Annotated in this window: 10 protein-coding genes, 1 tRNA gene and 1 pseudogene; 9 read left to right on the top strand and 3 right to left on the bottom strand. The window is 70.8% G+C overall.

From position 1 onward, the window contains the following. Together QFZ75_RS25090 and QFZ75_RS25095 are read right to left on the bottom strand one after the other, a co-directional pair. Positions 1-1,890 (bottom strand): TerD family protein, encoded by a 1,890-nt coding sequence (locus QFZ75_RS25090; protein ID WP_307540329.1) that lies wholly within the window; start codon positions 1,888-1,890, stop codon positions 1-3. A 282-nt stretch (positions 1,891-2,172) separates the two neighbouring features. Further along, positions 2,173-2,245, bottom strand: a tRNA-Arg gene (locus QFZ75_RS25095). Between the two features lie 311 nt (positions 2,246-2,556). Here QFZ75_RS25095 and QFZ75_RS25100 point away from each other — a divergent pair. The 6 genes and pseudogenes from QFZ75_RS25100 to QFZ75_RS25125 all read left to right on the top strand — a co-directional run. After that, the gene (locus tag QFZ75_RS25100; protein WP_307540331.1) at positions 2,557-4,164 is read left to right on the top strand and encodes a dynamin family protein; all 1,608 of its coding nucleotides are present in this window, start codon (positions 2,557-2,559) and stop codon (positions 4,162-4,164) included. Between the two features lie 5 nt (positions 4,165-4,169). After that, the gene (locus QFZ75_RS25105) at positions 4,170-6,110 is read left to right on the top strand and encodes a YfjP family GTPase (protein ID WP_307540333.1); all 1,941 of its coding nucleotides are present in this window, start codon (positions 4,170-4,172) and stop codon (positions 6,108-6,110) included. A gap of 273 nt (positions 6,111-6,383) precedes the next feature. After that, positions 6,384-6,908 (top strand): single-stranded DNA-binding protein, encoded by a 525-nt coding sequence (locus QFZ75_RS25110; protein ID WP_307540335.1) that lies wholly within the window; start codon positions 6,384-6,386, stop codon positions 6,906-6,908. A 268-nt stretch (positions 6,909-7,176) separates the two neighbouring features. After that, the gene (locus QFZ75_RS25115) at positions 7,177-8,592 is read left to right on the top strand and encodes a TQXA domain-containing protein (RefSeq protein WP_307540337.1); all 1,416 of its coding nucleotides are present in this window, start codon (positions 7,177-7,179) and stop codon (positions 8,590-8,592) included. Between the two features lie 116 nt (positions 8,593-8,708). After that, positions 8,709-9,101 carry a hypothetical protein gene (locus QFZ75_RS25120; protein WP_307540338.1) on the top strand — a complete coding sequence of 131 codons (393 nt, stop codon included), beginning with the start codon at positions 8,709-8,711 and terminating at the stop codon, positions 9,099-9,101. 139 nt (positions 9,102-9,240) lie between these two features. Further along, positions 9,241-9,591 (top strand): annotated as a pseudogene (locus tag QFZ75_RS25125) (UTRA domain-containing protein); the annotation flags it as partial. Positions 9,592-9,648: 57 nt separating this feature from the next. On the opposite strand, the gene QFZ75_RS25130 reads toward QFZ75_RS25125, so the two are convergent. Continuing rightward, positions 9,649-10,161: an HAD domain-containing protein gene (locus QFZ75_RS25130; RefSeq protein WP_307540340.1), complete on the bottom strand. Its 513-nt coding sequence runs from the start codon at positions 10,159-10,161 to the stop codon at positions 9,649-9,651. A 240-nt stretch (positions 10,162-10,401) separates the two neighbouring features. Here QFZ75_RS25130 and ettA point away from each other — a divergent pair, with 240 nt between their 5' ends. From ettA to QFZ75_RS25145, 3 genes are read left to right on the top strand one after another with little or no spacing between them, the layout of a single operon-like run. After that, positions 10,402-12,066 (top strand): energy-dependent translational throttle protein EttA, encoded by a 1,665-nt coding sequence (gene ettA, locus QFZ75_RS25135; RefSeq protein WP_307540343.1) that lies wholly within the window; start codon positions 10,402-10,404, stop codon positions 12,064-12,066. Positions 12,067-12,072: 6 nt separating this feature from the next. After that, on the top strand, positions 12,073-12,510 hold the full coding sequence (locus QFZ75_RS25140) for a thioesterase family protein (RefSeq protein ID WP_307540345.1): 438 nt from the start codon (positions 12,073-12,075) through the stop codon (positions 12,508-12,510). Continuing rightward, entirely contained in the window at positions 12,507-13,232 is a 726-nt protein-coding gene (locus tag QFZ75_RS25145) for a hypothetical protein (protein WP_307540347.1), read from the top strand. Before QFZ75_RS25140 ends, QFZ75_RS25145 begins: the two co-directional genes overlap by 4 nt. Positions 13,233-13,498: the final 266 nt, after the last annotated feature.

Here is a 13,498-nt window from a genome sequence, read left to right on the forward strand (position 1 = left end):
TCACTCGGAGACGGCGACCCCGTATCCCCGCGCGAGGGCATCGAGGCCGTGGTCGTAGCCCTGCCCGACGGCGCGCAGACGCCAGATGGGGCCCCTGCGGTAGATCTCCGCAAGGAGCATGGTGCGCTCGGTTGTCGCGGCGTCCAGGGTGGCCCGGGCGAGGGGCGAGCCGCTGCTGCTGGGAGCCGCACTGACCTGGATCGCGCCGACCGTCCCGAAGGTGGTCGCGCCGTCGATGGCCGCGGCGACGACCACCTTGCGGGTAGCGGGCGGCAGGGAGGCGAGATCGAGGGCGATGGTCTGTTCGGCGGGACCGCCGGTGAGGAGCCGCACGGTGCCGGCGGGGCTTTCAGGGGCGCCGTAGAAGATGAGGTCCTCGTCGAAGGTGACCTGTTCGTCCTCGTCGAGGACGAAAGCGACGACGTCGATCTCGCAGTCTGCCTGCGGAGCCCAGCTGGCGGTGACGTACCACTCGGGCGCGGGTCCGCCGTACGGGGTGGGCAGGTCGATGACGCCGCCCCTCGGCATCACGTGCGGTTCCTTCGGCCGGACAGCCGCCGCTGCAGGGCTGGTGACGGTCGGTGAAGTGAGCCAGTCCGTGTCGTGCAGGGCGAGCTCAAGGGCGGTGATACGGCTCATGCGGCGGTCGTTCTCACCGCCGGCGAGAAGGACGACGTCGGTGACGCTGGTGGACAGGTTGACCGCTGCCGATCCGCCGAGCTCGACGACGCGGGTACGAGCCGCGGCGGCATCTCTGTGAACACCTCCGAGCACCAGCACCCGGCGGCCCGTCAGCGGCTTGGCCAAGGTGCCCGCCGAGTCGCCCGGTCGGTGCGGGGCGGGGACGGTTGCGCCGGAGGGGGACGGCACCAGGACAGGCGCTGCCGCGGGTTCGGGCTCGGTGGCCCGACCTTCTGCCGCCGCCGGGGCCTTCACCGGCGCGATCACGGCGGAAGCAGCCGTCGCCTCATGCACGATTCCGACCTGCACGTCGGCCAGCAGCTTCAGGAAGGTGTGCTCGTCGATGACCGGTACGCCCTCGGCGGCTGCGCGGCGGGCCTTGGCGGACCGGGACGCCGGCTCGTTGGTGACGAGCACGCTGGTGTGCCGGCTCACGGAGGTCACCATGTTCAGTCCGACGGCAACAGCGCGCCCGACCAGCTCCGCCCGTGCGTGGGCGGTCTCACCGGTTATCGCGATCTTCATCCCCTGCAGCAGTGGCCCGCCGGGAGTCATCCGACCGGGATTGCGATAGGCGCACGGCGTTTTGGGTGGCTTCGGTGTGAACTGCGATTCCGCCCGAGGCGGGCAGCTCACCAGTGGCAAGGGCAGGTCGAGCCGCACTGCCTCGCGCAGCGAGGCCCGCAGGATCCCGGCAAGCACCCGGGTGTCGTCCAGCGCATCGTGCGCGCGCTGCTGCGGTACGCCGTAGTGGGCGGCCAGCGTGCCCAGTTTCATGTCGTCCGTCGGCGGATCCACCTGACGGTTCAAAGCCAAGGTGCACAGCCGCTGGGACACCGGCAGCCACATCCGGGCCCGGGCGAACTCGTAGGCCAGGAAGTCGTAGTCGAACTGAGCGTTGTGGGCGACCAGGACCCGGTCCTGGAGCATCGCTCCGATCCGCCCGGCGACCTGGTCGAAGGCAGGCGCACCCTGCAGTCGCTCGACGGTCAGCCCGTGCACCTCCACCGGTCCCGGATCGCATCCCGGGTTGAGCAGCGTGGAGAACTCCCCGGTCTGCTCGCCGTCCGGCCCGATGGTCACCACCGCCACGGACAGCACCCGGTCCCGCCGGGCTATGAGCCCGGAAGTCTCCACGTCGACCAAGGCCCAGTCGCGGGCGTAGTCGCCCGTGGCGGGCAGGTCGAAGGAGGTGGAGGCGAGACCCATGGTGCCAAGGATGATCCGATATACGGCCCTCCTTCAACCTGTATGTCGTTTTGCCCTGCTCTGGAAGGGTGAACTGCCCTGCCGACCGTGGAGGGACCGCACCAAAACTTCGGGAAGTTTTCGGGAAGAACGCCCGCCAAAAGCCGGTCGGAACCGCTCTCGGCCGGACTCCCGCACACTCCACCAGGGGGTCCATCCGGCCTTGCGTCACAGGCGTACCGCGCCTGTCATTGCTCCCCTGAACAGCAGAAACGCCCTCCCGGTGGGAGGGCGGGGAGTGAGCGCCCCCGGCAGGACTCGAACCTGCGGCCAAGCGCTTAGAAGGCGCCTGCTCTATCCACTGAGCTACGGGGGCCGGGTGTGGTGGCCTGTGATGCTGGTGCCCGGGTGCGGGCGGGGCTGTGACCTTGCCGGGGACAAGGATAGAGCTCCTGGGTCCCTGTGCTTCGCGCTTCACCTCCGTGGCTCGATGTGGAGGTTCAGTGAAGCGGTCCTGATAATCGCAGGCAGGTACGAATCGTGCATCGCTTTTGGCGTCTCGCGCCCCGGGTGTTGTGCACTCGTTATGCCTGCGCCCCAGTCGTCCTTTAGGCCCCGTGTGTCCGATCGGCGCGCAGGCGTGCCCAAATGCTTTAGAAACCCTGCAAAATTGGGCATTCTTCACATGTGGTGACCTTGGACGTACGGCCCCAGCTGCTCGACGCACTCTCCGCCCTGCGCGACCGTGTCGCCGCCGCACGCTTCCCGCTGCCCCTGGCGGGGGCTCCACGCGCGCGTGCCAACCGCGACGAACTGCTTGCGCAACTCGACGATTATCTCGTGCCCCGGTTGAGGGAACCCGAAGCACCTCTGCTCGCCGTGATAGGAGGATCGACCGGGGCGGGCAAGTCGACGCTGGTCAACTCCCTTGTGGGACGGCGGGTCAGTGAGGCCGGGGTGCTCCGGCCCACGACGCGTACCCCGGTGCTCGTCTGCCACCCGGAGGACCACCACTGGTTCAGCGGGATGCGCGTGCTGCCGCACCTCACGCGCGTGTGGGTGCCCCGGCAGGAGGCCGACGACGACCCCCTCCTGCCGGAGGAGGACGACACCCGCGTCCTGCGCGTCGAGACCGCCGACACCCTCCCGCGAGGGCTCGCACTCCTCGACGCGCCCGACATCGACTCCCTGGTGGCGCCCAACAGGGCACTCGCCGCCGAACTCATGTGCGCGGCGGACATCTGGGTCATGGTCACCACGGCGGCACGGTACGCCGACGCCGTGCCGTGGCACCTGCTGCGTACCGCCAAGGAGCAGGACGCCACCCTCGTCACCGTGCTCGACCGGGTGCCCCACCAGGTGGTGTCCGAGGTCTCGCGCCAGTTCGGCGCGCTCCTCGCCAAGGCGGGACTCGGCAACGTGCCGCGTTTCACCGTGCCCGAACTGCCCGAATCCGCCTGGGGCGGAGGGCTGCTTCCGGCCACGGCCGTGGCGCCGCTGCGCACCTGGCTCGCCCAGCAGGCGCAGGATCCGGGTGCCCGGCACCGGGCGATGGCGCGCACGGCGTACGGGGCGCTCGACTCGCTGAAGTCGAGGATGCCCGAGCTCGCCGGTGCGACGGCGGCCCAGTACGCGGCCGCACTGCGGCTCACCACGGCCGTCGAGGGGGCGTACGACAGCGAGTACACGCGCCTGCGGGGCCGGCTGCAGGCCGGTGCCGTCCTCGCCGGGGGCGCGCTCAAACGGTGGCGCAGCTACCCGCTGGACTGCAGCGCCGGTGAACTGCTCGACGCGCTGGCCGAGAGTCTGGCCACCCTGCTGCTGTGCGCCGTCACCGCGGCGGACGAGCGCATCGACGAGACATGGCGGCGCGAACCCGCCGCGGACGTGCCGGGGCTGACGGACCGCGATCCGGCGCTGGAGAGCGCCGAGCACCGCATCGGCATGGCGGTACGACGCTGGCGCCGGGTCCTCGAGGAGTACGCCGAGGACGAGGTGCGCGCCCTGGAGAAGAGCGTCGCGCCGGATCCCGAGGTGGTGGCCGCGCTGGTCGCCACCGCGCTGCTGGGCGGTCGCCGGGCGCGGTCCGCGGGCGAGGGGCTCGCCGAACGGATCGGTGCGCACGGGGCGCTGCGGCTGCGGGACAAGGGCGGCCGGCTGCTCACCGACTACATCGACAAGACGCTGGACGGCGAGCGGGAGCGGCGGCTCGCCCCGCTCGACGCCCTCGACGTACACCCGGAACCGCAGGCGGAGCTCATCGCCGCGCTGTCCGTACTGCAGAAGGAGAGGTGACCGCGGTGACCGCCGTCACGGACCGCACGGAGCACGCCGACCAGCCGGGAGACGACGAGAGGCGAGGCGAGAGGCGAGGGGAGGGACGGGGCGAGGAGCGCCAGGAACGTCCCCGCGCCCGCGTCCGCGCCCGCAGGAAGGACGACTCCGAACGGGACCCGGGTTCTCGCGCCGGTGCGGACGGAGGCAGGGACGACGGCGGAGGCAGGGGCGACGGAGACGGGGACGGGGAGGACGCGGCGGGGGGCTGGGACGACGGGCTGATCGCGCGGCGCGTGTCCGTCACGGCCGAAGGGCAGCCGAAGCCCGTACAGGAGACCCTCATGGAGAACAGGACGCCCGTGGCGGCCCCCCTCGCGTACGACGGACCGCTGCGGTCCCGTCTCGACGCCCTGCGCGAGCTGGTGGGCCTCTCCCGGACGCGGCTCGACAGCCGGACCCTGGCCGAGGCCGGGCGGGTCCTGGACGAGGCCGCGGCCCGGCGCAGACTCTCGGGGCAGCACACCGTCGTCGCCATCGCGGGCGCCACCGGCAGCGGGAAGTCGCAGCTCTTCAACGCGCTGGCCGGGGTGCCCATCTCGGAGACCGGGGTACGCCGGCCGACCACCGCCGCCCCCATCGCGTGCAGCTGGAGCGACGGCGCGGCGGGTCTCATCGACCGGCTCGGCATCCCCGGGCGGCTGCGCCGCAGACCCCTGCAGAGCGCCGAGGACGAGGCCCAGTTGCGCGGCCTCGTCCTGGTGGACCTGCCCGACCACGACTCGGCGGCCGTCCAGCACCGGGAACACGTGGACCGGATCCTGGCGCTCGTGGACGCGGTCATCTGGGTCGTCGACCCGGAGAAGTACGCCGACGCGGTGCTCCACGAGCGCTACCTGCGCCCCATGGCGGGGCACGCGGAAGTCACCTTCGTGGTCCTCAACCAGGTCGACCGGCTGCCCGGGGAGGCCGCCGACCAGGTCCTCGACGACCTGCGGCGGCTGCTCGACGACGACGGGATCGCGCTCGGCGAGTACGGCGAGCCGGGCGCGACCGTCCTTGCGCTGTCCGCGCTGACCGGCGAGGGCATCGGCGAACTGCGGGAGGTGCTCGGCCACTTCGTGGCGGAGCGGGGCGCCGCGGCCCGCCGGATCTCCGCCGACGTGCACGCGGCCGCGGTGCGCCTGTATCCCGTGTACGCCAACCGGCGGCAGGCCGGACTCACCGAAGAGGCCCGCGACGAGTTCGCGGACCGGCTCGCCGACGCGGTCGGGGCCACGGCGGCGGGCGAGGCGGCCGAACGCGCGTGGCGCCGCAACGCCAACCGCGCGTGCGGCACGCCCTGGCTGCGGCTGTGGCGCTGGTACCAGGACCGGCGGGAGCCCCCGACCGGGCGCCTGTCCGTACGGACGTACACCGACGAGGAGGTCACCGCGCGCCAGCGCGTCGAACAGGCGGTGCGCACGGTGGCCGAGCAGGCGTCCGGCGGGCTGCCCGCGCCCTGGGCGCAGGCGGTGCGTGAGGCGGCCGTACGGGGCTCGCAGGGGCTGTGCGAGGCGCTGGACGAACTGGCGGTACGGGCCGGCGCTCCGACGGGCCGGCCGCCGCGGCCCAACTGGTGGCCGGCCGCCGTACTCGCGCAGGCGTCCATGACCGTCCTCCAGGTGGTCGGCGGGCTGTGGCTGCTGGGGCAGGTCATCGGCATCATGTCGCCGAACCTCGGTGTGCCCGTGCTGCTGATGGTCATCGGCATCGTGGGCGGCCCGGGCGTCGAGTGGGCCTGCAGACTGGCGGCGAGCGGGCCCGCGCGGCGGTACGGGGCCGACGCGGAACGGCGGTTGCGGGAGGCGGCGGCGGGCTGCGGCCGGGCCCGGGTGCTCGATCCGGTGGCGGCGGAGCTGCTGCGGTACCGGGAGGTGCGGGGGCAGTTCCTGCGGGTCACGGGGGTCGAGGTCCCGACGGGGTGAGGGGGGCGCGGCCGGGAAGGGGTGCGCGGCCGGGAGGAGTGCGCGGCCGGGAGGGAGCCGAGGACGAGAGGGGGCCGAGGACGGAAGCTTTCGTTCGGGTGAGGGAGTTGTCCACAACCGGGGGGTGGCCCACAGGGCTCAGCGGGTTCGCGCCGACGGAGGCAGTCTGAGGTCGTGGCGATCACGACGTGGCCGCCACGACCGAACACACGACAGACGCAGCCGTACGGGGCGGGACGAGCCCGTGGGCTCGGGCGAGGGAGGGCTTGGGCGATGAACGAGACGATGGTGTGCGTGGTGGGGAACGTGGCTACGCAGCCCGTGTTCCGGGAGACGGCGACAGGCGCGTCGGCGCGGTTCCGGCTGGCGGTCACGCAGCGGTACTGGGACCGGGAGAAGAACGCCTGGCGGGACGGGCACACCAACTTCTTCACGGTGTGGGCCAACAGGGCGCTCGCGACGAACGTGCAGGCATCCGTGTCGCTGGGCGAACCGCTCGTGGTGCGGGGCAGGCTGAAGATCCGCTCCGAGCAGCGCGACGGGCAGTCGTGGGCGGGCGCGGACATCGAGGCGTCGTCGATCGGGCACGACCTGGCGCGCGGCACCGCGGCGTTCCGCAGGGCGCTCAGGGGTGATCAGACACCTGAGCAGATCGCGGACCAGGACCCCGGCCGGGGCTCCGGTCACGCTTCCGGGCACTCGTCGGACGCGGTGCCGAGGCCGGAGCCCGACTGGGAGACGGGACCGGCGGAACAGTCGGAACCGGCGGAACGGCGGGAACCGGTCCTGGCGATGTGACGGCAGGGGCGGGTGGTTCCCCACTCCGACCGAAGTGCGGCCTGTCGGCTGGTACATGCTGAAAAGTCCCGGTGGATTTGTCGATAAGCCCAGCTCGTAACCGGTCCTGGCGATAACGATTCCGAGTCGGATCACTCATCGGATGACATGACCGGGGAGGGAGGTGTGCCCCGTCCTTAGGATGCCGGGCATAGCTCTAGGGGCTGCTGATTCCGCTGGTGGGACCGTAACCCCCCAGGTCAACGGGTCCTGCTCGAAGGGGAAATCTGTGCTTTCTTCGTTCTCCGCGCCGTTCGTGCACGGGCGAGGTGCTGCTGCCGCCCGCCTGGCAGCGGTGGCGCTCGTGTCCGGGTTCGTCGCCGTGAGCGCCGCGACCACCGCCGGTGCGGCCGTCGCGGACGAACTCCCCCTGAGCCAGGGCGGCGCGACCGCCACCATAGGCGGACTGAAGGTGTCGGGGGCCGCCGTCATCCACGAGGACGGCGGTGACAAGCAGGTCTCCGCGGGGCTGTTCGAGATGTCCGTCGACAACGGCGGCACCCTGCAGACCTACTGCGTCGACATCTACAGCCCGACGCAGAAGGACGCCAAGTACCAGGAGACCCCCTGGAGCGGTACGTCGCTGAACGGCAACCCCGACGCGGGCCGGATCCGCTGGATCCTGCAGAACTCCTACCCGCAGGTCAACGATCTCGCCGCGCTGGCCGCGAAGGCGGGTACGAGCGGCCTCACCGAGCAGGACGCGGCGGCCGGCACGCAGGTGGCGATCTGGCGGTACTCGGACGGCGCCGACGTGGACGCCGTGGACCCGCAGGCGGAGAAGCTCGCCGACTACCTGCAGCGCAGCGCACGCGACCTCGCTGAGCCCGAGGCGTCCCTGCGGCTGGATCCGCCCGCGGTCTCCGGCCGCCCCGGTGAACCGCTCGGCCCGGTCACCGTGCACACCGACGCGCACGGGGTGACGGTGACGCCGCCCGCCGACGCCGCGAGCGGGGTGCGGATCGTCGACCGGGACGGCAAGGAGATCACGTCTGCGGCGGACGGCGGCGAACTGTACTTCGACGTCCCCGAGGACGCCGCGGACGGTTCGGCCGCGCTGACGGTGCAGGCATCCACCACCGTGCCGGTCGGGCGGGCCTTCGCCTCGGAGACCAGGAGCCAGACGCAGATCCTGGCCGGCTCCAGCGAGTCGACGGTCTCCGCGGCGGCGACCGCGAACTGGGCGGCCGCCGGGGCGGTACCCGCGCTGTCGGCCGAGAAGAACTGCGCGAAGGGCGGCCTGGACGTCACGGCGGTGAACGAGGGCGACGAGCCGTTCACCTACGAGCTGCTGGGCGCCGAGCACACGGTCGCGGCGGGCGAGTCGCAGACCGTGACGGTCCCGCTGCAGGAGGACCAGGCGTACGACTTCACGGCCTCGGGTCCGGGCGGGTACGAGAAGCGGTTCCAGGGCGTACTGGACTGCCGCACACAGAGCGACGAGGGCGCGGGCGAGACGACGCAGACCCTGAACGAGCCCAGCCCCGCCACGGTGGGCGGCACCACCGCCACCACCGCCGACCTCGCGGAAACCGGCACGTCGAGCGCCACACCGGTGATAGCCGGGGTGGCGATCGGCCTGGTCGTGATCGGCGGCGCGGCAGTGCTCCTCGTCCACAAAAAGAAAACGACGACAAGTGAGTAACGACCCACACACGAAGCCGGCCACGTAGGACACGGTCTCGGAGACGGATCGGTGAACGGGCAGACCGGGCCGGAAGGGGCCGCGGCACCGCTCTGCGAAAGTCTTAGGGTGTCCGCATGTTCGAGACAATCCGTTGGCGCTGCTACGCGCACGTGGCCGACCGCCGTGGTGCCGAGCGAGTGGTCGGACGCGTCGGGAAGCTGTTGCCGCACACCATCGAGATCGAAAGTTACGAGCGGTACTGGAAGTTCCCGGAGCTGGCCGAGCTGCGGTTCGTCTCTCCCCTGCGTTGCAGTACCCCGCAGGACGCACTCCTGGCCACTCTTCAGCGGGCATGGCGAGTCGCGACACCCTGGAGCCTCAGCGGCCCGGGACCAGAGGCACGTCACGAGTTCGAGGGCATCGCGTCCTCCAACGTCGGGGCCAGTTTCAATGTCGCCGGCATCGAGTGGATGGAGTTCATCACCACTGATTGCCAAGAGGAATCCTCCGCGGACAGAGCGAGCTGACATCCACGAGTGACGTCGACAGCGTCTGACTGCGCGACAACCACGATGCGTAATCGCGAACCGCCGTGGGTGTCAGCGGACCGTCAGCGCAGGTGGCAGGCGCGGTGGGCCAAGCGCAGCGAGCATCCGAAGCTGCTTCTATGAGTTCCTTGCCAACGGCAGGCCGGTGCAGTTGTCGACGAGCTGGGAGCCGTACGACCTCACTGCTGGCACGCTTGTCGTCCTTCCCGAGGGAGGACCGCACGCCGGAGCAGGTGTCGTGAACCGCATGGCCGCGATCGGGATCACCGTCGGTCATGCCGTGGAGCAGCCGGAGCCCAGGCAGGCGACCGCCGAGGAGGCGTCGCTTCTCGGTATCCAGAAAGCCGCGCTCGTCACGCACATCCGGCGGACGTACTACAGCGATGAGGGGCGTCCTGTGGAGACGGCGGACATCGTGGTGCCTGCCGCTCACTGCGAGATCGTCTACGAGATTCCGATCAACCGGTAGGACCGATGGCAGGCCGGGCCGGTCGGATCGCTGTTCTGCGTGACTCGGACTTCGGACTTATGTAGCTGTGCCGAGCCAGGCGGCGAACGTCGGGAAGTCGGCTTCAGTGAGGCCCTTGGTCGGGTCGACACGATGAAGGAGTGACGGTCCAGCGTGCTGGGCCGTGACCCATAGGCGGTCCATGTCGCTGATCTCGTCGTCGACCCAGATGAACGGCTGGCGGTCGGCCCACTCGACGAGATGGGGCGTCTTCCAGTGCAGGCCGTGCGGACCTGCGTCGTCGTGAGTGTCCGGCCACTGCACCACCGGCAGGCTCGGCAGACCGAGGCGTGGGGCGACCACCTCGTTCGCCTCTTCCGCCCATGTCGTCGCCCATACGAGATCGCAGCCCAGGGCCATGAGGTGCGGCCCGATTCCGGGGACGAGGCGATCGAGGAGCGGATTCGCCTGAGTGTTTGATGCGGCAGGGGTGGAGGCCGCGGCTTGCGGGCGGCCGGGCACTGAACCGAACGGGATCAGCGGACCGTCCACGTCGAGGAAGAGGATGGGGCGCTCTGATGCGCTTGTCACAGCGGCACGATAGCCCGGCGCAGGGTGGGGGAGATCCTCGTTCCTGGGTCGTTTCTGGGCTGCGCGAGGGCGACCGGGGTCGACAAATGGCGACCGGCGGTGACGGGCGAGCTGCAGGCGCTAGCGGTGAAATGCCAGGTCAGGTGGCCGCAACCGAACGCGTTTCCCCCGGGGGGTAGCCGTGCGGCAAGATGGGGTGTATCTGCCCACTGTCGATTTCAAGCGTCCGGACGGTTTCTCTTGGCTGAGTTCATTTACACCATGCGCAAGACGCGCAAGGCGCACGGCGACAAGGTGATTCTCGACGACGTCACCCTGAGCTTCCTGCCGGGTGCGAAGATCGGTGTGGTCGGACCGAACGGTGCCGGTAAGTCCACCGTTCTCAAGATCATGGCGGGCCTCGAGCAGCCCTCCAACGGTGACGCCTTCCTGACGCCCGGGTTCACCGTCGGCATCCTCATGCAGGAGCCGGAGCTGGACGAGACCAAGACGGTTCTGGAGAACGTCCAGGACGGCGCCGCCGAGCTCATGGGTAAGCTCAGCCGTTTCAACGAGGTCGCCGAGCTGATGGCGACCGACTACTCGGACGCGCTGCTGGACGAGATGGGCAAGCTCCAGGAAGACCTGGACCACTCCAACGCCTGGGACCTCGACGCGCAGCTGGAGCAGGCCATGGACGCGCTGGGCTGCCCGCCCGGCGACTGGCCGGTCACCACCCTCTCCGGTGGCGAGAAGCGCCGCGTCGCGCTCTGCAAGCTGCTGATCGAGGCCCCGGACCTGCTCCTCCTCGACGAGCCCACCAACCATCTCGACGCCGAGTCGGTGAACTGGCTGGAGCAGCACCTGTCGAAGTACGCGGGCTGCGTCATCGCCGTGACCCACGACCGGTACTTCCTCAACAACGTCGCCGAGTGGATCCTCGAACTCGACCGCGGCCGCGCGATCGCCTACGAGGGCAACTACTCCACGTACCTCGACAAGAAGTCGACCCGCCTCAAGGTCGAGGGCCGCAAGGACGAGAAGCGCGCCAAGCGGCTCAAGGAAGAGCTGGAGTGGGTCCGGTCCAACGCCAAGGGCCGGCAGACCAAGTCCAAGGCGCGTCTCGCCCGTTACGAGGAGATGGCGGCCGAGGCCGACAAGATGCGGAAGCTGGACTTCGAGGAGATCCAGATCCCGCCGGGCCCGCGTCTGGGCTCCGTCGTCGTCGAGGTCCAGAACCTCTCCAAGGCCTTCGGCGACAAGGTCCTCATCGAGGACCTGTCCTTCACCCTGCCGCGCAACGGCATCGTGGGCGTCATCGGCCCGAACGGCGCAGGCAAGACCACGCTGTTCAAGATGATCCAGGGCCTGGAGACCCCGGACTCCGGCGCGATCAAGGTCGGCGAAACCGTCAAGATCAGTTACGTGGACCAGAGCCGCGCCAGCATCGACCCCAAGAAGACGCTGTGGGCCGTCGTCTCCGACGAGCTCGACTACATCAACGTCGGCCAGGTCGAGATGCCCTCGCGGGCGTACGTCTCCGCCTTCGGCTTCAAGGGCCCGGACCAGCAGAAGCCCGCCGGTGTCCTCTCCGGCGGTGAGCGCAACCGCCTGAACCTGGCGCTGACCCTCAAGGAGGGCGGCAACCTGCTGCTCCTCGACGAGCCCACCAACGACCTCGACGTGGAGACCCTGTCGTCGCTCGAGAACGCGCTGCTGGAGTTCCCGGGCGCGGCCGTGGTCATCTCCCACGACCGCTGGTTCCTGGACCGGGTCGCGACGCACATCCTCGCCTACGAGGGCGAGTCGAAGTGGTACTGGTTCGAGGGCAACTTCGAGTCGTACGAGAAGAACAAGGTCGAGCGGCTCGGAGCGGACGCCGCGCGCCCGCACCGCGCCACCTACAAGAAGCTGACCCGGGGCTGATCTCTCTTGCGGCACATCTACCGCTGCCCGCTGCGCTGGGCGGACATGGACGCGTACGGCCACATCAACAACGTGGTCTTCCTCCGCTACCTGGAGGAGGCGCGCATCGACTTCCTGTTCCGCCCGGACAAGGATTTCCAGCAGGGGTCCGTGGTGGCACGCCATGAGATCGACTACAAGCAGCAGCTGGTCCACCGGCACACGCCGGTGGACATCGAGCTGTGGGTGACGCAGATCAGGGCGGCGTCGTTCACCGTCGCCTATGAGGTCAAGGACCCGGACCAGGTGTACGTCCGGGCGCAGACGGTCATCGTGCCGTTCGACTTCGAGGCCCAGCGGCCGCGGCGTATCACCGCGGAGGAGCGCGAGTTCCTCGAGGAGTACACCGACGACGCGGTCGAGAAGAGCGGCAAGACCGATCCGGCGGGGGCCGTCGCCGCATGACGGCCCTGCACCTGGCCGACGAGGGGGAGGCGGCGGATCTCGCCGCCTTCCTCGCCCGGCTGATCCACTACGACCGGGCGGCCGCGGTGCGGCTGCAGGCGACCGGGACGACGCTCGCGGTCTTCGGCCGGCCGCCGTCGTTCGAGGTGCTCGCGATCCGTACGGCACGGCTCGCCAAGCCGTACGAGGACGGGCTGGACCTCGGCCTCGACGTGACGGTCTCGGCCGGTGAGTTCCTGGAGTCCCTCGACGAGGCGGCGGCCACGGCGACCGTGCCCGCCCCTGTCACCGGACCGCCGTGGGCCGGTGTGCTGCCGCCGCGCGGCGGCTGGCGGTCCGAGCCGGGGCTGCCCGCGCCCGACGCGGTGCGCACGGCGGTGGCCGTGGTGGTCGCCGAGTTCCGGGCGCGCATGGACGAACTGGCGCCCGAGGAGCGTACGCGGGCCGCGCTCGACCGGATCGGGCGGGAGATCTGGTCCCGGCCGGTCGGGGACACCCCCCTGCCCGTCCGGGCCGCACACGCGGCCCAGTCGCTGGGATTCCTGCGGTCCGCGCGCGGCGCCGCACCCGACGTACCTGACACATCCGGTGCGTCCGGCGCATCCGGCGCGCCCGTGCTGCGGCTGCTCTCCTCAGGCGCGTGGCTCAGGCTGCGTACGCCGTACGGGTCGGTCGCCGTGCGCCGGGCGGGGCTCGGGGCGCTGGACGTCAGCGTGCGCTGAGCAGCAGGATGCGCCGCACCCCGCCCGGCCGCCTCTTCGGCCGGCCCGGCCGGCCCGGTCGAGCATCGCGTACTCGCGGCGGTCAGCAGCAGGCGGTGTGCCCGCACACGCAGGAGAACGAACCCCGTCACCCGGCCCCCCGGCCGTGTCGCCGGACATCCCGGATCTCCGGATCGCCGGATCTCCGGCGATGTTGTCAGAGGGAACGGGGTCCGGCCGAGACGGGAGCGGAGTTCGGCCGGCGCGCGATCCGGGTCGCGCGCCGG

The sequence above is a fragment of the Streptomyces sp. V3I8 genome (genome assembly GCF_030817535.1).
Classification (GTDB): domain Bacteria; phylum Actinomycetota; class Actinomycetes; order Streptomycetales; family Streptomycetaceae; genus Streptomyces.